A 22,013-nucleotide genomic window follows, 5' to 3' on the forward strand; every position below is an offset into this window, starting at 1 on the left:
ATGGATTTCGCCACCCTCCTGCAGGTCCTCGACAGCACGATCCGCCTTGCGACCCCGCTCCTGCTGGCCTGCCTCGCCGGGCTCTTCTCGGAGCGGGCCGGGATCTTCGATATCGGGCTGGAGGGCAAGATGCTCGCCGCCGCCTTCCTGTCGGCGGCCGTCGCGGCGGTCACCGGCTCGGTCTGGGTCGGGCTCTTGGCGGGGATCTTTGCCGCGCTTTTGTTCTCGGCGATCCACGGGCTGGCCTCGATCACCTTTCGCGGCAACCAGCTGATCTCGGGCGTGGCGATCAACTTCCTCGCCGCCGGGCTGACGGTCCTGATCGCCCAGAGCTGGTTCAGCCAGGGCGGACGCACGCCTTCCCTCCTCGGGGGCGCACGGTTCGAGCCGATCACCCTGCCCTTTGCCGAGGCGCTGCAGGGCGTGCCGATTTTCGGACCGATCTATTACGAGCTGATCTCGGGCCACACGATCCTCGTCTATGTGGCGATGCTGGCCGTCCCCGCGACCTGGTACATCCTGTTCCGGACCCGGTTCGGCCTGCGCCTGCGGGCGGTGGGCGAGAACCCGGCCGCCGTGGACACCGCCGGGATCTCGGTCGTGGGCCTGCGCTATGCAGCTGTCGGGATCTGCGGCCTGCTCTGCGGCCTGGCGGGCGCCTATCTGGCAACCGGTCTCTCGGCGGGCTTCGTCAAGGACATGACGGCAGGCCGGGGCTACATCGCCCTCGCCGCCCTGATCTTTGCGAAATGGCGCCCCTGGTACGCGCTCATGGCCTGCCTGCTCTTCGGGTTTCTCGAGGCCATCGCCAACCGCTTCCAGAATATCGAGATCCTGAGCATCCCGATTCCGGTGCAGCTCATGCAGGCGCTTCCCTATATTCTGACGGTCGTGATCCTCGCCGGGTTCGTTGGCAAGGCAATCCCCCCTCGCGCAGGTGGGGAACCCTATGTTAAGGAGCGCTAAGCCAATCTGCGTCGGTGCGCCCATTGCGTCCGACGTACCGCCACGACTAAGCTGAGCCATGCAAATTTACCTCCCCATTGCCGAGGTTTCGGTTAACGCGTTCCTACTTCTGGGACTGGGGGGGATCGTCGGGGTCCTCTCGGGCATGTTTGGCGTCGGGGGCGGGTTCCTGATGACGCCGCTTCTGTTCTTTATCGGCATTCCACCCGCCGTGGCCGTCGCGACCGAGGCGAATCAGATCGTCGCCTCCTCCTTCTCCGGCGTGCTCGCCCATCTCAGGCGAAAGACGGTGGATCTCCGAATGGGGACCGTCCTGTTGGTGGGCGGTCTCTTGGGCGCCGCGGTCGGTGTGGTCCTGTTCAACTATCTGAAATCGCTGGGCCAGGTCGATCTGCTGGTGAAGCTCTGCTACGTGGTCTTTCTCGGCGTGGTCGGCAGCCTGATGTTCGTCGAGAGCCTGAACGCGATCCGCAAGTCCAAGAAATCCGGCGGCGCCCCGCCCGCACGGCGGCAGCGCGGCTGGGTGCACAGCCTGCCCTTCAAGATGCGGTTCCGGACCTCGGGCCTCTATATCTCGGTGATCCCGCCGCTGATCGTGGGCTTCTTTGTCGGCATCCTCGCGGCGATCATGGGTGTGGGCGGCGGCTTCATCATGGTGCCCGCGATGATCTACGTGCTCGGCATGCCCACCAAGGTGGTGGTCGGGACCTCGCTCTTCCAGATCATCTTTGTGACCGCCTTCACCACGCTGCTCCATGCGACCACGAACTTCACCGTCGACATGGCGCTTGCGGTGCTCCTGCTGATCGGGGGCGTGATCGGCGCCCAGATCGGCACCGCCATCGGCACCAAGCTCAAGGCCGAGCAGCTCCGCGTACTGCTCGCGGCCCTCGTGCTCTTGGTCTGTGGCAAGCTGGCCTTCGACCTGCTGGTGATGCCGTCCGAGCTCTATTCCATCGGCGCAGGGGGGCATTGATGTGATCCTGCGCAGTCTCCTCCTGCTCCTCCTGCTGGCCCTGCCCCTGCAGGCTGAAACCGTCGTCGCCGACCTCAGCCAGACCCGCGTCTCGATCACCGCGAATTTCGACGGCTCCGAGATCCTGATCTATGGCGCGGTGAAACGCGAAACCGAGATCCCGCCCGAGAACGATCTGGGCGTGATCATCGCCGTCGAGGGACCGCCCGAGCCGGTCACGATCCGGCGCAAATCCAAGGTGGCAGGCATCTGGGTGAACACGGCCGCTGCCGAGATCGACGCGGCCCCGACTTTCTACGCGGTGGCCACCTCGGCGCCGCTGGACAAGATCCTGAGCCAGACCGAAGACCTGCGCCACAAGATCACGACGCGAACGGCGATCCGCGCCATCGATAGCGGTGCCGCCGAAGAGCTTGACCAGTTCACCGATGCGCTGGTGCGGATCCGGGCCAGCGAAGACCTCTACCAGACCCGGGAATCCGCGGTGCTGCTGAGGTCGCAAACGCTGTTTTCCACCGAGTTCGCCCTGCCGGCGAACCTCACCGAAGGCAGCTACCGCACGCGGATCTTCCTCACCCGCAACAAGCAGGTGATCGACGAGTTCGAGACCGCCATCGATGTGCGCAAGGTCGGGTTGGAACGGTGGATCTACAACCTCGCCCATGAGCGTCCGCTCATCTACGGCCTGTTGTCTCTGGCGATTGCCATCGCCGCAGGGTGGAGCGCCTCAGCCGTGTTCCGCTATATCAAGGGCTAGGCTGGACCCAGCCCTAACCCCTTCCGATATAGGGCATTTTCGTCGCCATCAGGGTCATGAACTGGACATTCGCCTCCAGCGGCAGCGTGGCCATGGACCAGACCGCATCCGCAACCGCATCGGTCTCGATCATCGGGGTCGGCGGCTCACCGCGCGCCCGCGCGGCCGCGTCGATCCCCTCCAGAAGCTCGGTCCGGGCATTGCCGATATCGATCTGCCCGCAGGCGATCCCGAGGGGACGCCCATCCAGCGAAAGCTGCCGCGTCAGGCCCGTGACCGCGTGCTTGGTCGCGGTGTAGCACACCGCCCCCTCGCGCGGCACATGAGCCGAGATCGAGCCATTGTTGATGATGCGCCCGCCCGCCGGATCCTGCCGCCGCATCCGCCCAAAAGCCGCCCGGGCGGCCAGAAACATCCCCGTCAAGTTCACCGCCAGGGCGCGATCCCAATCGGCCACGGGCACCTCGTCAATCATCGCGGCGGGCACGAAGATCCCGGCATTGTTGAACAGAACATCGAGCCGCCCGACCGCCGCGTCAAAGGCCGCGAACGCGGCCTCCACCGCCTCCGGATCCGAGACATCCGCGTTCAGAATATGCCCGTTCGCGCGCCCCGCCCGCACCGCGTCCAGCGCATCGGCCCGCCGCGCCAGCAGGCCCACCTGCCAGCCCTCGGCGAGAAACTTCTCGGCCACCGCGGCGCCAATACCGCCGCTCGCACCGGTGATCAGAATCGATTTGCTCATCGGGGATCCTCCTCCGTGGGCTCAAGGGTCAGTTTGGCAGGTGCAGCTTTCAGATCCGTTACGGACAGCGGCCCGTCCGGCCGCGCGAGCCGGGCCCGCGTCACCCAGATCAGCCGCTCCTGCGCGCGGGTAATCGCCACATAGGCCAGACGTTTCCACAGGGGCTGGCCCGCTTCCACCCGGCCGGCCCACGCCGCCGCCGAGAGGTCCGGCCCAAAGACCTGCACCGTATCCCATTGACTTCCCTGAGCTTTATGGATCGTCACAGCCGCCCCATGGAGGAAAGTCGCCCCCATCCGCGCCGCGTAGGGAATGAAAGGCTCTTCCTCATCGGGCAGCTCGATCTTGACAATCGAGGCCGCCGAGACTTCGGGGGCCTCCGCCCCGACCACATGCAGCTTCGAAAACCCCGGCTTCCGCCCGGGTCCCAGATAGATCACCTGCGCGCCCTTGATCAGGCCCCGCGCCTCCAGATCGATCCGCTTTTTCCGGTGTTTCAGGGGCAGCTCCAGCCCATCGCAGATGAGCGGCTCGCCCTCGAGCAGCGCATCGGCAGGGGCATCATAGGCCGCCCGAAAGGCGTGGATCATCCGGATCCGCGTAGCATTCCGCCAGACCAGCGCGGGCGACCGCGCCATCAGCGATGCCTCGACCCGGCCCTGCACGACCACGCGCTCATCCCGCGCGGCGGCCTCCTCGATCATGCGCTCGAACCGGTTGAAATCGACCTCGGGATCGGCCAACGCATGGGCCAGATCGAGGATCGGGTTGTCTTCGGCCTGCCGGTGGATCCGGCTCAGGACAAGCTGCCGGGGCGCGGGCAATGTATCAAAAACCATCTTGCCCGACTGCCCCACCGGGGGCAGCTGAGCCGGGTCGCCAAACAGGCACAGGGTCGGGAAAATCTCGCGCAGATCATCGAATTGCCGTTCGTCCAGCATCGAAGATTCGTCAACGAAACCAATGTCTAACGGGTCTTCGCGTCGCTTCCAGCCGGTGATAAAATCCGACCCCCGCAGCCCTGCGGCGGCCAGCGCGCCGGGGATTGAGCTATGGGCCTCATAAAAGGTCTTGGCCCGGTCCAGCGCCTCATCCGTCAGCCCCTCAACCTCAGGCCGGTCGCCCGATCCGGCGAGCCAATCGGCAATCCGCTCGTATTCCGGATCATAGACCGGCGTATACAGGATCCGGTGGATCGTCGTGGCCGGAACCCCGCGCATCCTCAGCACCGAGGCGGCCTTGTTCGTGGGGGCCAGGATGGCAAGCGTGCGGCGATCCTTGCGGCGGCGGCCCTCCCAATCGCCCGAAACCACCTCCACCCCGGCCTTCACCAGATCATCGGCGAGCCGCGCCAGAAGCAGCGTCTTGCCCGATCCGGCCTTGCCCAGAACGGCAAGGACCGAAGAGGCGGCCCCCTCGCGCGGCGGCATCAGGGTTTCATCGGCGAGATCCACCCCGGCGGCGGCAAGGGCATCGGCGACCCGATCATAGGCATCGGCCTGATCGTCAGAGAAGATTACGGCGGGGGCGGTCATGGCGTGACACTAGCCAACGCCTCCCGCCCCCACCAGCGCGAATGATCCGTTAGGCCGCCAAGCTCGGACCAAACGCGCGTTCGTACCAATGGCAGCTGATCTCGCGGCTGATGCCGATGCGGGCGGCGAGACGCTCGCGAAGATCTGCTTCCATCGGCCAGAGGCCAACGGCGACGGCGCTGCGGCCCTCACCTTCCTGGCCGAGGATTTCCGGGATCCAGCCGAGGCGGCGGTAAACCAGGGTCATCCGCGCATCGAAGACACCGACCGAATGGGTCAGGCCCGAGGCCACGCCGAATTCGGCCCCGGCCAGCATCAGCGCCCCGGCCACCTTGCTGTCGGCGCGTGGCGACAGGCAGAACCGGGTGCATTCCCAGATCAGCGGGCTCTGGATCGCCACGCCATCGGTCAGGTGCAGGAAGTGATCATTGATCATGGTCGGCCCGGTGGTCGGCAGAATCCGCATGGATCCGCCATGGGTGCCATCGGGCAGTTCATAGATCACATAGATCGGATTGACGGCATCGTACTCGTCGCGCTCAAAGCCATTCGCGTCCACGGTGACGTCCCATTTGAGGCGCACGGAGAACTGTTCAGCCCGATCCCGGAACATGGTGTCACGGAGACGGGGGTAAGCGTTAAGCTGGTCTGCGTAGATGAAACGGATCATGGGGGCGGCCCTCTTGTTGCGAAAACGAGAGGAAGCTACGCCCGGACCTGGTTAAGGATTTCCTAGCGGTCGCAGGCAAAAAAATCCTGCACATAGGGGTATTTAGACGACGATCAGCCCCCTGATCATCGCCCGCGCAACAGCGTGAGTGGTGTTGGCCGCGCCCAGTTTGAACCGCGCGCTTTCGATGTAAACCCTTAGAGTATGCTCGGAAATCTTCAGCTTGTCGGCGACCTGGCCACGGCTCAATCCGTTGGCCAGATGTGTGAGCGCATCTGATTCCCTAGGCGACAGGGGCTTCATGGGTGGATTTATATCTTCTTCGAGCTCCAACGCGCGCTGATTGATGAAATGCGCGGCAAGGATGAAGGTTTGCAGGTACTCCTTACGGTATGATTCCCAGCCTGAGTCGCTAGCCTTGTTGTTAACCGAGAAGACCGCGAACTGTCCGTTCGGGCCCCGTATCGGCACCGAGAGGCCTTGGTTCCCCACCCCGGTCTGAAGCGCCTCTCCCATGAACTCCCGGGCCGCTTTGGGAGACCAGTCGAGCTGCTTCCAGTCTACGGGGTTGAACCTCTGATACGTGCCTTTGATCACCGGATCGACGCGGGCGTAATCTTGTTCGATGTACCGTTTCACCCAGGGGGCATCGTAGGTCATCGCGCCGTATTTGTTCCCGCTGGCGTCGAGGCAGTGATAGGCGAAGTTCTCGACCTCTAGCTCATCACGCAAGGTGAAGAGCCGTGCCTGCACGTCATCAAGCGATCTTGCCGCCTGCAAATCCTCCAGAAACGATTCCAACCCGCGGGGCATGTCTCTCCAAAGCGTTGGGTTCGTCCTCGGTCGATTGAGCCAATTCCGTGGCCGCCACCAGCATGGTGTCGTCCAGTTGTTCAGCCAATGAAGTCAGGCCGTTTTGAAGGGCAAAACTCCGGAGATCCGCGAGAACATCAACAATCCAGTCTTGTGCCATGAGTGTTTCTTTCCAAAGGTTAACGAAACATTAACACAACTATAGCACGAGGGATTTGCCCCCGGTATTCGCGAAAAAAACCTCCCCAGAAATAGTGAGGGGCGGGAATCTAAGTGCTTGAATGCCTTGAAACGACTGGATTGGGTCAAAAGCAAAGGCTCGCAGCACTGGGTGTGCCGCGAGCCTTTCATTGATTCGTTAAGAAGAAGTTAGGCCGATTTACTCGCCTCTAGCGTGTCTTCGAACGTCCGCAAGCCGGTCCGCGGCGCCTGCACCAGCACGCTCATATTGCCCGGCTTGTGCTCGTTGCGCAGCATCTTCATATGCGCCTCCGGCAGCTCCGCCCAAGGGAAGACCTCGGACATGCACGGGTCGAGCCGCCGCTCCAGCATCAGCTTGTTGGCCGAGGAGGCCTGCTTGAGATGCGCGAAATGCGAGCCCTGCAGACGCTTCTGGTGCATCCACATGTAGCGTACGTCGAAGGTACAGTTGAAGCCGGTGGTACCCGCGCAGATCACGACCATGCCGCCCTTCTTGCAGACCAGGGTCGAGACCGGGAAGGTGCTCTCGCCCGGGTGCTCGAAGACCATGTCCACATTCACACCCTTGCCGGTGATGTCCCAGATCGCCTTGCCGAACTTCCGCGCCTCGGTGAACCACTCCTTATACTCAGGCGTGTTCACGGTGGGCAGCTGTCCCCAGCAGTTGAAGTCCTTGCGGTTGATCGCGCCCTTGGCCCCAAGGCCCATGACGAAATCGCGCTTGTCCTCATCCGAGATCACGGCGATCGCATTTGCGCCTGCAGTGTTGATCAGCTGGATCGCATAGGAGCCGAGACCGCCCGACGCGCCCCAGACCAGCACGTTCTGGCCGGGCTTGAGGTCATGGGGCTCGTGCCCGAACAGCATCCGATAGGCCGTGGCCAGGGTCAGCGTGTAGCACGCGCTCTCTTCCCAGCTCAGGTGCTTGGGACGCGCCATGAGCTGCTGGGACTGCACGCGGGTGAACTGCGAGAACGACCCGTCCGGCGTCTCATAGCCCCAGATCCGCTGGCTGGACGAATACATCGGGTCGCCGCCATTGCACTCTTCATCATCGCCATCGTCCTGGTTGCAATGCACAACCACCTCGTCGCCTACTTTCCAGCGGGTGACCTTGTCGCCCACGGCCCAGACAATGCCCGAGGCATCGGAGCCGGCAATGTGGTAGGGCTGCTTGTGACCGTCAAAAGGGCTGATCGGCTGGCCGAGCGCGGCCCAGACACCGTTATAGTTCACGCCCGCGGCCATCACGAGCACCAGCACCTCGTTGCTGTCGAGGGTCGGAACGTCGACCACTTCCTGCAGCATCGCTTCGGTGGGCTCCCCGTGACGCTCGCGGCGGATCGCCCAAGCGTACATCTGCTTGGGCACATAGCCCAGCGGGGGCATCTCGCCCAGTTCATACAGGTCCTTCTCCGGTGCGTCGTAGGACACAAGGGATTGATCTACATCCAGCGCCATCTGGGCCTCCTCGTAAAAAACGGTTTCCGCAGCGCAGAATCAAATTGCTGCAGTGCTCACGAGGGGAATATGGGGCGCGCCGCAACATTGCAAACGAAAAACGTCTGGTTTGTGAAATTTTATGTCGCAGCCGCGAATTTTTCTGTCTCTGTAGGGGGGCTTGGCGGGCTTTGTGAACCTTTGGGTACCGTGCGGGCATAATACTCCAGGATCTGCACCGCAGCAGAGGGGACCTCGATCCGCCCCGCCGTCTCGCGCACAAAGCCCCGGCGGCGCAGCACCTTCAGCCCGTCCTCCGCCTTCAGGTCGGGGGGCAGCCGGTCCTCGATCAGGGGGCTCGCGGGCTGCACCGCACTGCGCGCGGCAAAGAGCCGGTCGAGATCCTCCCGCGCGATCCCCTCGGGATGGGCCAGCAGGATATCAGCCACCAGCGGCACCGGCAGAAGCGGCACCGCAGCCCCCACCCGGGTCATCAGCTCCTGCCCCAGATCCTCTACGGTCCCGCCCGCCAGATAGGCCGCCCGCATGGACAGCGGCGCGCCAAAACTCACCCCCGCATAGCCAAACCGCTGCCGCCCGCGCAGGATCGGCCAGATCTCGGGCAGCACCGCGCCCAGAACCCGGCCCCAGGCCAGCTTGAACCGGCCCTCGGGGCGCGCGGCGACCAGCGAGGCATCCTCGAACACGCGGTCATAGTTCAGCCCCACGGGCAGAAAGACCACATCCGCCCCCGTCTCCGGATCGAACCCGTCCCAGAGATAGCTCAGCAGGCCCAGCTTCGGCGGCCCCAGATGCCCGGACCGCGACAGCCCGCCCTCGGGGAAGATCGCCTGGGTCACCTTGGCCTCACGCGCCATCTGCACATAGCGCGCCAGAACCGCCCGGTAGAGCGGGTTGAGCTTGCGCCGCCGGATGAAATACGCCCCCGAGGCCCGGACCAGCCAGTTCAGCGGCCAGATCCGCGCCCATTCGCCCACCGCATAGGACAGGGTCGTGTTCTCGGCCACGAGCCACGTGACCAGCACGTAATCCATGTTGGACCGGTGGTTCATGACAAACACCACGGTCGCCTCCGGGTCGATCCCCGCGACCGAAACATCCACCCGCTCGATCCGCACCCGGTAAAGCGCCCGGGTCAGCCAGCGTCCGACCCGGATCGCAAAACCGAAATAGGTGGCCGTCGAAAACCCCGGCACGATCTCGCGCGCATAGCCGCGGGCCTTTTCAAAGGCCACGTCCTCGCGCACGCCCTCGGCCTTGGCATAGGCCACCACCGCCTCGATCACCTTGGGATCATAGAGCAGCCGGTTGATATTGTCGGCCCGCCGCATGAGCTTGAACGGTTCGATGGGCCGCGCGAGCCGCGTGTTAAGCCGCGCCACCGCCCGTTCGAACCGGCGGCGAATGAACCAGCGCACCGAAGGGAAGAGGAAATGCGAGGCAAAGGTCACCGCCGCGAAGAGGATGACCAACACAAAGAGCCATAAGGGGACCGCAATCGTCTCCGTCATGGGGCCAGCTTGGGCCATGCGGCGCGACGGGTCCAGAAAAAGCCGACCGCCCGCGCTCGCAGAGCCCTGCGGTTCCCGTTGCCGCAGCGCGGGACTGAACAGGGGACAAGCGGGCCGCGATCCGGTAAAACCGGGCCGGATTGCACGCGGCTTTCTGCGTGCGCTCTGTTGCGTTGCAGCGAATTGACACGGACATAAAGTTTCCGTAGAACCCAGCCAAACGCAAGATCATTGCGGCAAGTGATTCACGAGGATGTTGATGACCGAGATCAAGAAAGACCGCCCCTGGCTGTTTCGGACCTATGCGGGCCATTCCACGGCCGAAGCCTCCAACGCGCTCTATCGCGGCAACCTCGCCAAGGGGCAGACCGGTCTTTCCGTGGCCTTCGACCTGCCGACCCAGACCGGCTATGACAGCGACCACGTGCTCTCGCGCGGCGAGGTCGGCAAGGTCGGCGTGCCGGTGGCGCATCTGGGCGATATGCGCGCGCTCTTCAAGGACATCCCCCTCGATCAGATGAACACCTCGATGACGATCAACGCGACCGCGCCCTGGCTGCTGTCGCTCTACATCGCCGTGGCCGAGGAACAGGGCGCCGATGTCTCCAAGCTGCAGGGCACGGTGCAGAACGACATCATCAAGGAATATCTCAGCCGCGGCACCTATATCTGCCCGCCCAAGCCGAGCCTGCGGATGATCACCGATGTGGCCGCCTATACCCGCGAGCACCTGCCCAAGTGGAACCCGATGAACGTGTGTTCCTACCACCTGCAGGAGGCTGGCGCGACACCCGAGCAGGAGCTCGCCTTCGCGCTGGCCACTGCCACCGCCGTGCTGGATGACCTCAAGGACAAGGTCCCGGCTGAGCATTTCCCGGCCATGGTGGGCCGCATCTCGTTCTTCGTGAATGCAGGCATCCGCTTCGTGACCGAGATGTGCAAGATGCGCGCCTTTGTGGAGCTCTGGGACGAGATCTGCCGCACCCGCCATGGCGTCGAGGACCCCAAATTCCGCCGCTTCCGCTACGGGGTGCAGGTCAACTCCCTCGGCCTGACCGAGCAGCAGCCCGAGAACAACGTCTACCGCATCCTGATCGAGATGCTCGCCGTCACCCTGTCGAAAAACGCCCGCGCCCGCGCGGTGCAGCTCCCGGCCTGGAACGAGGCGCTGGGTCTGCCCCGCCCCTGGGACCAGCAATGGTCCCTGCGCATGCAGCAGATCATGGCGCTGGAAACCGACCTTCTGGAATATGACGACCTCTTTGACGGCAACCCGGCGGTGGACCGCAAGGTCGCCGAGCTGAAGGAAGGCGCGCGCGCCGAACTCGCCACCATCGACGGGATGGGCGGCGCCGTGGCCGCGATCGAATACATGAAATCCCGTTTGGTGGAGGCCAATTCCGACCGCCTCGGCCGGATCGAGGTCGGCGAGACCACCGTGGTCGGCGTGAACAAGTACCAGCAGGGCGAGCCCTCGCCGCTGGTGGATGCCGATGGTGGCATCATGGTCGTCGACCCCGCCGTCGAGGCCGACCAGATCCAACGCCTTGAGGCCTGGCGCGCCGCCCGCGACGAAGACGCCGCGCAAAAGGCCCTCGCCGATCTGCGCGAGGCCGCCATGTCCGGCGTCAACGTCATGCCCGCCTCCATCGCCGCCGCCAAGGCCGGCGTCACCACCGGCGAATGGGGTCTCGAAATCCGCAAGTCCTTCGGCGAGTACCGCGCCCCCACCGGCGTGTCGTCGAACCCCTCGAACCGCACCGAAGGTCTGGACGAGATCCGCGACGCGGTCTCGGCGGTCTCCACCAAGCTGGGCCGCAAACTGAAGTTCCTCGTGGGCAAGCCCGGCCTCGACGGCCACTCCAACGGCGCCGAGCAGATCGCCGCCCGGGCCCGCGATTGCGGCATGGACATCACCTATGAAGGCATCCGCCTGACGCCCGAGGAAATCGTCAAGGCCGCCCGGGAGCAGGACGTCCATGTGGTCGGCCTGTCGATCCTGTCCGGCTCCCACATCCCCCTGATCGAAGAGCTCATGGGCAGGATGCGCGACGAGGCGCTCACCCACATCCCCGTGGTCGTAGGCGGCATCATCCCCGATGACGACGCGGACCGGCTCCGCGCCATGGGCGTGGCCAAGGTCTATACGCCGAAGGATTTCGAGCTGAACCGCATCATGTTCGACATCGTCGGCCTCGTGGACGCACAGCCCGTCGCGGCGGAGTGAAGACAGCACACCCGAACAGCGGCGGGCTCTGAACGCAGGGTCCAGCCAGTTCGGGTGTTCACCATCGCGGGTGGGTTGCAGCACAGGCAAAGCATCGTCCGAATAGTGGACAAAGCTGCCACTACCCTAGATCTGCGCTTTTCTCGTAGAAACGGAGTATTTCTGAGATTTCTACTAGTTCCTCAGGGCTTACAACTGACTGTGAAAGATCATTCTCAAGTTCCCTCAGAGAGTAATAGTCCTCTTCTGTCGAAATCTTGCGCGATTTTAGAGCTTTGTCTGCGAACTTTCGTAGAAGACCTGCTTCGGCAAAGAAATCAAACCCCACCTCTGCTTGAAAAGATTTTAGAAACTGCCTTGCGTGACCGGCCCATGCCTCATCACCAGAATTTATCATGTAACACAGGTCACTAGCTGCGTGAGAGTACCACCGACGGACCTCTGTCACTACCGCAGTACCGCTCCTACCTTTTGTTTCTTCAAAGACTTGGAGGAAAAATGAACTCGGCATGACGATCTGATTCAAGTCATCTTCGGTGACCTCACCCGTTTCGCTCTCTATGCAGGAAATACTCCATGAGCGATAGTATTCCAAGCCTTCGAGAAGTCGGACTAACTCGCTCCTAGCAGTATCTGTTTTGGTTTCTTTAGCCATTCAGCACGACTACTTAAATTGGCCCAGAGAAGCAAAACCTAGCATGTGGAGCTTGGGCCCCAAGCCGCCATCCGAGTGTTTTTCTTATAACTGCTTCCGACCGGTGCGCTACTCCGGTCCTTACCGGGAACCGTGACGCGCGACACACAGACTTGCCAGAACAGAACCGACGTTGTGGCGCGGGTCTCAACCTCAGTGCCCGTCTTACTCTAAGATCTCGATCAGCTCCTCATAGGCATAGCTCTGCTGGACCACGATCTCGGTCTCCGGTTCGAAATCCCCGTCCATCGGCAAACAGCCCACCCCGCAGATCTGGCTGGCGATCATCTCCGAGCTGTCCACATACCACATCCGCCCGCCCGGCGTGGCGATATAGCCGTCGACCCCGTCCTCTTCATCGGCCTCCATGTCGTCACCACTCGGGATCTCGGACCACGCATCCGGGTCATAGCCCCCATGGGTGTGATAGGAGGCCACCGGGTCGAAATCCTCGGGCCACTCCGGCGCGCAACTGTCCGAGCGGCCCCGTTGCGCCTTGGTCGCCACCAGATCCCCGTCATCGGTATACCCCACATAGCCGCAATACTCGCGATTCTTGCGGATCGACTTGACCTGCAGCTCCGCAAACAGCGCCCGCATGAAGGCGATCTCGTCGCTCTCGGCCACCGCCATCCCCCCAGGCAGCGCCAGAACACCCCCGACCAGCGCGGCACGGAACAAATCTCTCGGCATGGGACACGCACTCCTTATACTGGTCCGAACCCTAGCCCCCAACGCGCCCCGCGCAAAGGATCTCTCATGCGCTCTGTTCTCGCCTCGCTCGCCCTCGCTCTGCTCACTGCCAGCGCCGCCCCGGCGCAGGACCTGCCCGCCGCGCTGCAGGCCGAGATCGACACCGCCCGCACCGATTGCGCGGCCTTCGAGAACGGCACGCTCGATGTCCCGTGGGAGGCCACGACCCGGACCGACCTGACCGGGGACGGCACCATGGATCTGGTCCTCGATCTGGGCAAGCTGCGCTGCTCCAGCGCCGCGAGCCTCTATTGCGGGACCGGGGGCTGCTCGGTCCTGTTCGCGGTGGGCGATACGGTGACGCGGCGGCTTTCCAAAGGGTGGAGCGTGGAACGTCTGGGCCCCATGACCGTGGTGCTGAACCAACGCCATGGCAGCGATTGCGGCGGCACCAACCTGCGGCCTTGCGTCGAGGCCATGGTCTGGGACCCCGCCGAGAGCCGGTTCTCCAGCCTCGCCGAGTAAAGACAGGTTAACCGGATCTGACCCCAGCGCGCGCCGGTGCCCGACACTTGCCCGACACATGTCCGACAGGGAGCCGACAGGAGGCCGACCGGGTCAGGCAGCGCTTTTCGCCGCTCGCGCGCCCGCTATACTGAGGCGCAAACAGGGAGCTTTCCATGACCGTTCATATCGGAGCCAAACCCGGCGAGATCGCCGAAACCGTCCTCATGCCCGGTGATCCGCTGCGCGCGAAATGGGCCGCCGAAACCTATCTCGACGACCCGGTCTGCGTGAACGAAGTGCGGGGCATGCTCGGCTTCACCGGCACCTGGCGCGGCAACCGCGTGACCATCCACGGCTCCGGCATGGGCATGCCCAGCCTGTCGATCTATGCCAATGAGCTGATCCAGGAATATGGCGCGCAGACCCTGATCCGCATCGGCTCCACCGGCGCGATGCAGAAGCATGTGGCCCTGCGCGATGTCATCCTCGCCATGACCTGCTCGTCAATCTCGACCCCATCCAGCGGCATCTTCCGCGAGCTGAACTACGCGCCCTGCGCCGATTGGAGCGTGCTGAAGGCCGCCGAGGCGGCCGCGCTGGCCAAGGGCACCAAGGTTCATGTGGGCGGGATCTATTCATCCGATGTGTTCTATGACGAGCGCCCCGATCTGAACAAAGAGATGACCCGTCACGGCGTCCTCGCCGTGGAAATGGAGGCCGCCGAGCTCTATACCCTCGCCGCCCGCTATGGCCGCCGGGCCCTCGCCGTGCTGACCGTGTCGGACCATCTGATCACCGAAGAGGCCCTGCCCTCTGCCGACCGGCAGTCAAGCTTCGGGGACATGGTCGAGATCGCACTGCACGCCGCCTTTGACGCAGGCTAGTCCGGGATAACCACCTGAGCTGAAACAGAAACAGCCCTGCGCAATCGCAGGGCTGTTCTGCTGTGCCACCGGCGGGAGTGCCCGGTCGCGCGCGTGGCTTTAGCCCGCCTTGGCCTTGCGCCGACGCCAGCTCATGGCACCCAGTGTCCCCAGGGCCGAAAGCGTCAGGAGCGCCGGTGCCGGCAGCGGCACGGGCGGGATCGGTGCCAGACCCGTGGCCGTGAAGGCCGCCGCATCCGGGTTGCCCCCCAACGCCGCGAAGATCCCGTTCAGCTGCTGCCCATCCGAGAAATTGATCGCCGCCGTGGCCCCGATCATCTCATTGCCGAGTACGGTCGGCGTCGGCGCATTGGGATCGGCCGGATCCACATCGAGCAGGAAGCTGAACGTCTCACCCGCATCGAAATTGTTGAACAGGATGTCGAGCGTGGTGCCACCATCGACAACCGTGTTCCCGGTCAGGCCGGTCGTGACATCCGTCCCCCCGGTCGCCGCAAAGGCCGTCCCGCCGGAGCCATTGCCCGGCGCACCGCCATCGACAGGGTCAAAGACCAGCGCCGTGCCGCTCAGATCAATGGAGAAGGCCGTGATCATCTCGCCCGCATCGGAGGTGTTGGTGAAGGAATACGGCTGGCTGAACGTATCGCCATCAATCAGGAAACTCAGTGATGGAATAGCCAGTGCCGGAAGAGGTGCCATGACAAAGGCGGCAACAAGGATTGGCTTCAATTTAGGAAACATTGTGAACCTCAAAGATTTGGCGCGAAACAAAAGCACCACGTTAAAAAAACAGCCCGAAAGCGTGAACAATACAGCCCCAAGCCCCTCAATGTTATCACAATGCCTGTTTTTCAGCCAACAATCTTTTCATTTTGCGAATATCTCACTGATTTCTTAGGCATATTTTAGGCATCTTTTGATCCCCGGTGACAGCGACGGCACCACATGCCGCGCAGCGCCAATCCTGAGAGCCGCGGCGCCGCCAGCGGCACATCCGCGTGCGTCGGGTCCGCATGAGGTACATCAGCAGAAAGACGATCAGGATCGCGATTGGAAACAATGCCATAGGTGTCGCCCAAGCTCAGGTGCCGCCCGCCTGCCCATCGCCGTCCCGACAGTACGCTGGACGCGGGTCCTCAGGTGGTCTGGTCAAACGCAAACAGGCAGACCTCAAAGGCCTGCCTGTCCGAAACGCGTCGATGAGACAGGTCTCAGACCTGACGTTCGACCATCATCTTCTTGATCGCACCGATGGCCTTGGCCGGGTTCAGCCCCTTGGGGCAGGTCTTGGCACAGTTCATGATCGTGTGGCAGCGATAGAGCTTGAAGGGATCCTCCAGGTCATCCAGACGCTCGCCAGTGGCCTCGTCGCGGCTGTCGATGATCCAGCGATAGGCGTGCAGCAGCGCGGCCGGCCCAAGGTAGCGGTCCCCGTTCCACCAATAGCTCGGGCAGGAGGTAGAGCAGGACGCGCACATCACGCATTCATACAGCCCGTCGAGCTTCTTACGGTCCTCGATAGACTGCCGCCACTCGGTGGCCGGTCGGTTTGTCTTGGTCTCGAGCCAGGGCATGATCGACGCATGCTGGGCATAGAAATGGGTCAGATCAGGGATCAGATCCTTAACCACCGGCATATGCGGCAGCGGATAGATCTTCACGTCGCCCTTGATCTCGTCCATCCCATAGATACAGGCCAGCGTGTTCCCGCCATCAATGTTCATCGCGCAGGACCCGCAGATCCCCTCGCGGCAGGAGCGGCGGAAGGTCAGCGTCGGATCGATCTCGTTCTTGATCTTGATCAATGCGTCCAGAACCATCGGCCCGCACGTGTCCATGTCCACCCAATAGGTGTCCACGCGCGGGTTTTCACCGCTATCGGGATCGTAGCGATAAATCTGGAACTTGCGCAGGTTCGTCGCCCCATCGGGCTTGGGCCAGGTTTTGCCCACGCGGATCGTCGAATTCTTCGGCAGGGTCAGTTGTACCATGGTCGGTCCCCTATATTCAAAGGCGTCCCTCAGGATGAGCCATATTTTCCAGGTTGCGTGAAGTCCCCAGAGCGTCGCAGCGGCTTGCCGACACCCCGGGTTTTGTAAGCGTATTGCCATATTTCGTCGGAAACATGGGTAGGGTTTGATTGTGTGAATTCATAGATCGTGTCCTCGAAAGGCTCCGCGGCCAGCCATTCGCGGGGGCGCGGCAGGCAGACACAGGCGAGGCCTTTGCGAAAGGCCCAGAGCGCGAAGCGCACATCGACGAATTTCTGCGAGCTCGCCATGAACTCGAACTCCGGCATGTCCTCGCCGCGCAAAAAGACGGTCCCTGTGCCCAGTTGGTCCACGCGCATCGCGTGCTCGATCGTGTTCCAGAACGTGTGCACGCGTCGGTATCGCATGACCGTGTCCGGCGACAGGGCCGGGTATTTCCAGAACTGAAGGCGCTTTATGCCCGGCTTGCGGTAGTACACGCCGTGATAGCCATAAACCGCGCGTTCTGCGCCGCTTTGCGCGATCCGTGCGAGGCTGGTCTCGACGTAATCCGACGGATAATGCAGATCATCATCGATCAGGACGACCCAGTCGGCGTCGGCGCTGGCGGGGAAAAACTTGCCCGTATCCTTCAGGTCCCGCTCGGGCAGGATCGGCACCACGTTGTCATGGATTGTCAACGCGTCCGGAACCACAGTGTATTCGTTCAACACCACATTCAACTGATCGACCTGCGGCGCGATCTCAGCGACCACGCGGGCCAGAGACCCAGCGCGCGGTGGATAGGTCGCGAGATTTGCGATGACCCTCATGCGAGCCCCTGCCGATAGCGCGCGATCTCGTCGCCGGTGCCGTGTTGAAAGTAGTAGTGGGGTGCGTCGAAGGGGATCGGCCGCGCGCGACCGGAGCCGACAGGCAAGACGCAGAACAGGCCCAGGCCCTGGGCGATCTTGAGCCCGATCTTGCGGGTGATCTTGGTTCGGAAGAGGCCCAGATTGGCCAACCGGGTCAGCGTCGACGAGCAGGCCCAGACGAACTTCCATTCCGGCGAGAGGTCGCGGTCGCGACGCTCCAGGTTGGCGAGGTTGGCCAGAAAGCCCGGCAGCGCCGCACCGCGAATGACGAAAAAGGATTGCTGCAAGGGCTGGGGCGTTCCGGAACCCGAGCCGAACATGTGATCTGCGGTCATCGCGTCCTCACAGGCCTTCCAGAGCGCCTCGCCGCTGAGCAGGCAGTCCTGCTCCACATAGACGAAGTAATCGCAGTCGGAGGCCATGGCGTAGTTGCCCGAGACCAGCACCGAGCGCATCCATCCGCTCCACCGACCAAGATGGTTCGTCGAATGACGCGCATTGAAGGGTAGCTCGATCCAGCGTACCCGCTCGCGCATCTCGGGGGCGGGTTTCAGAGGGGCGGCGGAATCCACCACCACGATCTCGGACGGGGTCATCACCGATGTGACGCTGTCCAGCCAGATCTCGAAAAAGGGGACCGAGCGGATGACCGCATCGCCAAGCTCCTTGCGGTCGGGGAACTCCTGCTTGAAATCGCGATCGGAGGACCACCAGCCGCTGCCGACCACGATCCGCGGGGTGTCGCGTGTTTCGGATCCATCGGTCATGTGTCCGCCACCTGCGCCTTTTCGAGCATTCGGGCGATGTCGGCTTCATCGGAATGGTAGTGGACGTTGTCGTAGAACGGCTCAAGCGAGGATTTGAAAATCGATTCCAGCTTGCGCGTGCGGCTGGCATAGAGATGCACCTCACGCCCCAGAAGCGCGCCGCCGATACCCACATGGAGGCGGTTCGTGTGGATCACCTCGAAATCCCCGATCCGGTCGAGGAACGGTTCGATATCGGACCGGTGGGTGCCCTCATTGCTCAGATCGACATTGGAGGCGGGCAGCTCGACATCGACCCGTTCGATATCGGTGCGAAACAGGATGCCGTCACGCTTGGTCGCCTTGCGTGGCTTGGGCTGCAGATAGAAAGCCATGTCATGGCAAAACCGCGCCTCGGGCAAACCATCGAGGCTTTCCAACGCATCCCTCCGCCAGAAGATCGTCCGCTCGGGATCGAGTTTGGGCCGGAACGGAAAGGAGGAGGGCATGACGAAGACATTCGCGAACCGGGAGGCCGCGATCGCGATCTCATCTGGTCGGTTGTAGAAGTCACGAAACGCGCCCGAGCCGGTCACGATTGCCTTGTGCCGCGGGCCGCGCAGCTTGGCCATGAACCGGTGGTGGAACTTGTTCTTGCGCAATTGCCCGATGGGCACCGGATCCACAGAGATGCCGACATCGGCCAGAAACGCCGCCTGCCCGGCATGGATCAGGGCATCTCCCCAATTGCCGGAGTTCACGATCTCCGTCACCATGTCGTCGCCAGCAAACCGGCGCAGATCATCCGCCAGCTCCTGAAAACAGGGTTGATGCCGCAAAGACATGGGGGCTGTCTCCGTCAAAAAGCGTCGCTCGACCTGACAGACCTGCGACGGGTCAGGTGCCGGCCTGCCTGCGCACGAAGGATGGCATCCGACAGGCGGCCATCCTTTCTGCGTGCAGGGGCACCTGCCACGGCAGGGGTCATCAGTAGACCCGGGCCTTCGGCGCGATCTTCTTGAGGTCGATGCCGCCCTCGTTATGCCCCAGAAGCGGGTTGAGGTGCACGGGCCGTGTGTCCAGCTCCACCTTGCCGTTCACATAGGACAGGGAGTGGACGCGCCAGTTCTCGTCGTCGCGATCCGCGTAATCCTCATGGGCGTGGGCGCCACGGCTCTCCTTGCGGGCCTCGGCGGAGACGATGGTCGCCAGCGCGTTCGGCATCAGGTTGGTAAGCTCGAGCGTCTCCATGAGGTCGGAATTCCAGACCATCGAGCGGTCGGTGACCTGAATGTCATCGACCTTGCCCGCCACGCCGTACATCTTCTCGACACCCTCGGCGAGGGTCTTGTCGGTGCGGAAGACGGCTGCGTCGGCCTGCATGGTTTTCTGCATCTCGAGGCGCAGTTCGGCGGTCGAGACCGTGCCCTTGGCGTGACGCAAACCGTCGAAGCGCCCGAGGGCCGCATCCACGGAAGACTGGTTGAGGGTCGGGTTGGCGGAGTTCGGATCCACCACCTGCCCCGCCTTGATCGCCGCCGCACGGCCGAAGACCACGAGGTCGATCAGCGAATTCGAGCCGAGGCGGTTCGCACCATGCACCGAGGCGCAGCCCGCCTCGCCCACGGCCATCAGGCCGGGCGCGATCCGGTCGGGCTCGTCGGCGGTCGGGTTCAGCACTTCACCCCAGTAGTTCGTGGGAATGCCGCCCATGTTGTAATGCACTGTGGGCAGAACCGGGATCGGCTCCTTGTTCACATCCACACCTGCAAAGATCCGCGCGCTTTCGGAGATGCCCGGCAGACGCTCGGCCAGGGTATCCGGCGGCAGGTGGTTCAGGTGCAAATGGATATGGTCGCCCTCGGCGCCCACACCGCGGCCTTCGCGGATCTCCATGGTCATGCAGCGTGAGACCACATCGCGCGAGGCGAGGTCCTTGTAGGTCGGCGCGTAGCGCTCCATGAAGCGCTCGCCTTCGGAGTTGGTCAGATAGCCACCTTCGCCGCGCGCGCCTTCGGTGATCAGGCAGCCTGCGCCGTAAATCCCGGTCGGGTGGAACTGCACGAACTCCATGTCCTGCAGGGGCAGACCCTGCCGCGCGACCATGCCGCCGCCGTCACCGGTGCAGGTATGGGCCGACGTGGCCGAGAAATAGGCGCGGCCATAGCCGCCGGTGGCCAGCACGGTCATCTTGGCGTTGAACACGTGGATCGTGCCATCGTCGAGCTTCCAGCAGACCACGCCCTGGCACTGCCCGTCTTCGGACATGATCAAGTCGATGGCGAAATACTCGATGAAGAACTCGGCGTTGTTCTTGAGCGACTGACCATAGAGCGTGTGCAGGATCGCGTGGCCGGTCCGGTCCGCGGCGGCACAGGTGCGCTGCACCGGGGGGCCTTCGCCGAACTCGGTGGTGTGGCCGCCGAAGGGACGCTGATAGATCTTGCCTTCTTCGGTGCGCGAGAAGGGCACGCCGTAATGTTCCAGCTCGTAGACCGCCTTGGGGGCTTCGCGGGCGAGATATTCCATCGCGTCCGTATCGCCGAGCCAGTCGGAGCCCTTGACGGTGTCATACATGTGCCACTGCCAGTGGTCCGGGCCCATATTGCTCAGGCTCGCGGCGATGCCCCCCTGGGCCGCCACCGTGTGGGAGCGGGTCGGAAACACCTTGGAGATACAGGCCGTGCGCAGCCCTTGCTCAGCCATGCCGAGCGTCGCGCGGAGGCCAGCGCCCCCGGCCCCGACGACCACGACGTCATAGTTATGCGTCTCGTATTCGTATGCAGACATTAAGGTCTCCTCGGGATCACAGGGCGAGCCGGGCAATGGCGAAGAGGCCAGTGGCCATCGCGCCGTAGCTCACGCAGGTCATTGCAATAATCAGCGCCTTCCGGGTCGTGCCCTGGGCGTAGTCCTCGATCGCGACGGTCACGCCGTGGCGGAAATGGTCGAACCCCACCACCAGCATCAGAGCGGTCACGATGGCCGGGAAGGGCCGCGAAAGATAGGCGATCACCTCTTCATAGGGCGCGCCGACGACGCTGCCGAAGGTGAAGAGGAAGAGCGGCACGAGGATCACGAGCCCGACGGAGCTCACCTGCATGTGCCAGTGATGTTCGGTCCCGGTCTTAGCAGAGCCCAGTCCGGCGGCGCGTTTGCGGTCGGTCATAAATGCCATATCAGCCTCCCTCAGAGCGCGATAACGGTGATCAGGGTGAGCACGACGGAGCCGCCAATCACCATGTATCCCATGGCGTAGGCATCCTTGAGCTCGAACCCGTAGCCCGCATCCCAAACGAGATGCCGGATGCCCGCGAGCGCGTGGTACCAGAGCGCCCAGATCGAGCCGAAGAAGACCAGCTTGCCGAACCAGGAGGTCACGATCCCATCGACGAAGGCGAAGTATTCAGGACCCGCTGCAGCACCCAGCAACCACCAGACGCAGAGCAACGCCCCGACCAGCAATGCGTTGCCTGTGATCCGGGTCAGGATCGAGGTGACCGAGGTCAGCTCCGGCCGATAGATCTGAATATGCGGGGACAGGGGCCGGTCCCCCCGGTTCACGTCTGCCATAGCGGCACCTCATGCTTGTCCTGGCGAATGGGATCTTTGCAGATATGCATAAAGAGTTTTGTGGCCCTGTCACGGCCTGACACTGTCACGATCCGGGTTTCCGGCGCGGTTATTTGGCGCAACCAGAGGGATTCCGGCGATTTGTGATCACGCGCTACAAAAGTGTGATCACAATAAGCGCACCCCGCCCAAGCCCTGACCCAGAATCG

The 22,013-nt window shown here is 63.2% G+C and carries 23 protein-coding genes; 6 read left to right on the forward strand and 17 right to left on the reverse strand.

Translation table 11 applies throughout. The features are described from left to right. Genes ACP150_RS03170 through ACP150_RS03180 form a run of 3 tightly spaced genes read left to right on the forward strand, consistent with a single transcriptional unit; the run spans position 1 to position 2,699 of the window. A complete protein-coding gene (locus ACP150_RS03170; RefSeq protein WP_424965090.1) occupies positions 1–966 on the forward strand; it encodes an ABC transporter permease in 966 nt (321 codons plus the stop codon). Positions 967–1,024: 58 nt separating this feature from the next. Then, positions 1,025–1,942 (forward strand): sulfite exporter TauE/SafE family protein, encoded by a 918-nt coding sequence (locus tag ACP150_RS03175; RefSeq protein ID WP_424965091.1) that lies wholly within the window; start codon positions 1,025–1,027, stop codon positions 1,940–1,942. A 4-nt stretch (positions 1,943–1,946) separates the two neighbouring features. Beyond that, complete coding sequence (locus ACP150_RS03180; RefSeq protein ID WP_424965422.1) at positions 1,947–2,699, forward strand: TIGR02186 family protein; 753 nt, start codon at positions 1,947–1,949, stop codon at positions 2,697–2,699. Positions 2,700–2,712: 13 nt separating this feature from the next. Here ACP150_RS03180 and ACP150_RS03185 read toward each other — a convergent pair whose 3' ends face one another. The 7 genes from ACP150_RS03185 to ACP150_RS03215 all read right to left on the reverse strand — a co-directional run bounded on the left by ACP150_RS03185 (position 2,713) and on the right by ACP150_RS03215 (position 9,635). Beyond that, positions 2,713–3,444 (reverse strand): SDR family oxidoreductase, encoded by a 732-nt coding sequence (locus ACP150_RS03185; RefSeq protein WP_424965092.1) that lies wholly within the window; start codon positions 3,442–3,444, stop codon positions 2,713–2,715. Next, complete coding sequence (locus ACP150_RS03190; RefSeq protein ID WP_424965093.1) at positions 3,441–4,979, reverse strand: AAA family ATPase; 1,539 nt, start codon at positions 4,977–4,979, stop codon at positions 3,441–3,443. Before ACP150_RS03190 ends, ACP150_RS03185 begins: the two co-directional genes overlap by 4 nt. Before the next feature lie 49 nt (positions 4,980–5,028). Next, positions 5,029–5,649: an acyl-homoserine-lactone synthase gene (locus ACP150_RS03195; protein ID WP_424965094.1), complete on the reverse strand. Its 621-nt coding sequence runs from the start codon at positions 5,647–5,649 to the stop codon at positions 5,029–5,031. Between the two features lie 102 nt (positions 5,650–5,751). After that, positions 5,752–6,450, reverse strand: coding sequence for a helix-turn-helix transcriptional regulator (locus ACP150_RS03200; protein ID WP_424965095.1), 699 nt, complete (start codon positions 6,448–6,450; stop codon positions 5,752–5,754). Beyond that, positions 6,407–6,622: a hypothetical protein gene (locus ACP150_RS03205; RefSeq protein ID WP_424965096.1), complete on the reverse strand. Its 216-nt coding sequence runs from the start codon at positions 6,620–6,622 to the stop codon at positions 6,407–6,409. The genes ACP150_RS03200 and ACP150_RS03205 overlap by 44 nt, the downstream gene beginning before the upstream one ends. Before the next feature lie 209 nt (positions 6,623–6,831). Then, on the reverse strand, positions 6,832–8,124 hold the full coding sequence (gene ccrA / locus ACP150_RS03210) for a crotonyl-CoA carboxylase/reductase (protein ID WP_424965097.1): 1,293 nt from the start codon (positions 8,122–8,124) through the stop codon (positions 6,832–6,834). A 119-nt stretch (positions 8,125–8,243) separates the two neighbouring features. After that, the gene (locus tag ACP150_RS03215; RefSeq protein WP_424965098.1) at positions 8,244–9,635 is read right to left on the reverse strand and encodes a 1-acyl-sn-glycerol-3-phosphate acyltransferase; all 1,392 of its coding nucleotides are present in this window, start codon (positions 9,633–9,635) and stop codon (positions 8,244–8,246) included. Between the two features lie 253 nt (positions 9,636–9,888). Here ACP150_RS03215 and ACP150_RS03220 point away from each other — a divergent pair, with 253 nt between their 5' ends. Beyond that, on the forward strand, positions 9,889–11,862 hold the full coding sequence (locus ACP150_RS03220; RefSeq protein WP_424965099.1) for a protein meaA: 1,974 nt from the start codon (positions 9,889–9,891) through the stop codon (positions 11,860–11,862). 121 nt (positions 11,863–11,983) lie between these two features. Here ACP150_RS03220 and ACP150_RS03225 read toward each other — a convergent pair whose 3' ends face one another. After that, positions 11,984–12,517 (reverse strand): hypothetical protein, encoded by a 534-nt coding sequence (locus ACP150_RS03225; RefSeq protein ID WP_424965100.1) that lies wholly within the window; start codon positions 12,515–12,517, stop codon positions 11,984–11,986. 204 nt (positions 12,518–12,721) lie between these two features. Continuing rightward, positions 12,722–13,249: a DUF4329 domain-containing protein gene (locus ACP150_RS03230; RefSeq protein ID WP_424965101.1), complete on the reverse strand. Its 528-nt coding sequence runs from the start codon at positions 13,247–13,249 to the stop codon at positions 12,722–12,724. Positions 13,250–13,315: 66 nt separating this feature from the next. On the opposite strand from ACP150_RS03230, the gene ACP150_RS03235 reads away from it, so the two are divergent. Continuing rightward, positions 13,316–13,774 carry a hypothetical protein gene (locus tag ACP150_RS03235; protein ID WP_424965102.1) on the forward strand — a complete coding sequence of 153 codons (459 nt, stop codon included), beginning with the start codon at positions 13,316–13,318 and terminating at the stop codon, positions 13,772–13,774. A 155-nt stretch (positions 13,775–13,929) separates the two neighbouring features. Then, positions 13,930–14,640 carry a purine-nucleoside phosphorylase gene (gene deoD / locus ACP150_RS03240; RefSeq protein WP_424965103.1) on the forward strand — a complete coding sequence of 237 codons (711 nt, stop codon included), beginning with the start codon at positions 13,930–13,932 and terminating at the stop codon, positions 14,638–14,640. A 99-nt stretch (positions 14,641–14,739) separates the two neighbouring features. Here the strand turns inward: deoD and ACP150_RS03245 are convergent, their stop codons facing one another. From ACP150_RS03245 to sdhC, 8 genes are all read right to left on the reverse strand, one after another. Next, positions 14,740–15,339: a hypothetical protein gene (locus ACP150_RS03245; protein WP_424965104.1), complete on the reverse strand. Its 600-nt coding sequence runs from the start codon at positions 15,337–15,339 to the stop codon at positions 14,740–14,742. Between the two features lie 512 nt (positions 15,340–15,851). Continuing rightward, positions 15,852–16,631, reverse strand: coding sequence for a succinate dehydrogenase iron-sulfur subunit (locus tag ACP150_RS03250; RefSeq protein WP_424965105.1), 780 nt, complete (start codon positions 16,629–16,631; stop codon positions 15,852–15,854). Between the two features lie 29 nt (positions 16,632–16,660). Then, positions 16,661–17,443 carry a hypothetical protein gene (locus ACP150_RS03255; protein ID WP_424965106.1) on the reverse strand — a complete coding sequence of 261 codons (783 nt, stop codon included), beginning with the start codon at positions 17,441–17,443 and terminating at the stop codon, positions 16,661–16,663. Beyond that, positions 17,440–18,252 (reverse strand): hypothetical protein, encoded by an 813-nt coding sequence (locus tag ACP150_RS03260; protein WP_424965107.1) that lies wholly within the window; start codon positions 18,250–18,252, stop codon positions 17,440–17,442. Before ACP150_RS03260 ends, ACP150_RS03255 begins: the two co-directional genes overlap by 4 nt. After that, on the reverse strand, positions 18,249–19,076 hold the full coding sequence (locus ACP150_RS03265) for a polysaccharide pyruvyl transferase family protein (RefSeq protein ID WP_424965108.1): 828 nt from the start codon (positions 19,074–19,076) through the stop codon (positions 18,249–18,251). The genes ACP150_RS03260 and ACP150_RS03265 overlap by 4 nt, the downstream gene beginning before the upstream one ends. A 142-nt stretch (positions 19,077–19,218) precedes the next feature. Then, positions 19,219–21,021: a succinate dehydrogenase flavoprotein subunit gene (sdhA, locus tag ACP150_RS03270; protein ID WP_424965109.1), complete on the reverse strand. Its 1,803-nt coding sequence runs from the start codon at positions 21,019–21,021 to the stop codon at positions 19,219–19,221. A gap of 16 nt (positions 21,022–21,037) precedes the next feature. Next, positions 21,038–21,409: a succinate dehydrogenase, hydrophobic membrane anchor protein gene (gene sdhD / locus ACP150_RS03275; RefSeq protein WP_424965110.1), complete on the reverse strand. Its 372-nt coding sequence runs from the start codon at positions 21,407–21,409 to the stop codon at positions 21,038–21,040. A gap of 11 nt (positions 21,410–21,420) precedes the next feature. Beyond that, entirely contained in the window at positions 21,421–21,804 is a 384-nt protein-coding gene (gene sdhC / locus ACP150_RS03280) for a succinate dehydrogenase, cytochrome b556 subunit (RefSeq protein WP_424965111.1), read from the reverse strand. Positions 21,805–22,013 lie beyond the last annotated feature (209 nt).

Origin of the sequence: Dinoroseobacter sp. S375 (assembly GCF_049800775.1) — a bacterium.
Taxonomy (GTDB): Bacteria; Pseudomonadota; Alphaproteobacteria; order Rhodobacterales; family Rhodobacteraceae; genus Dinoroseobacter.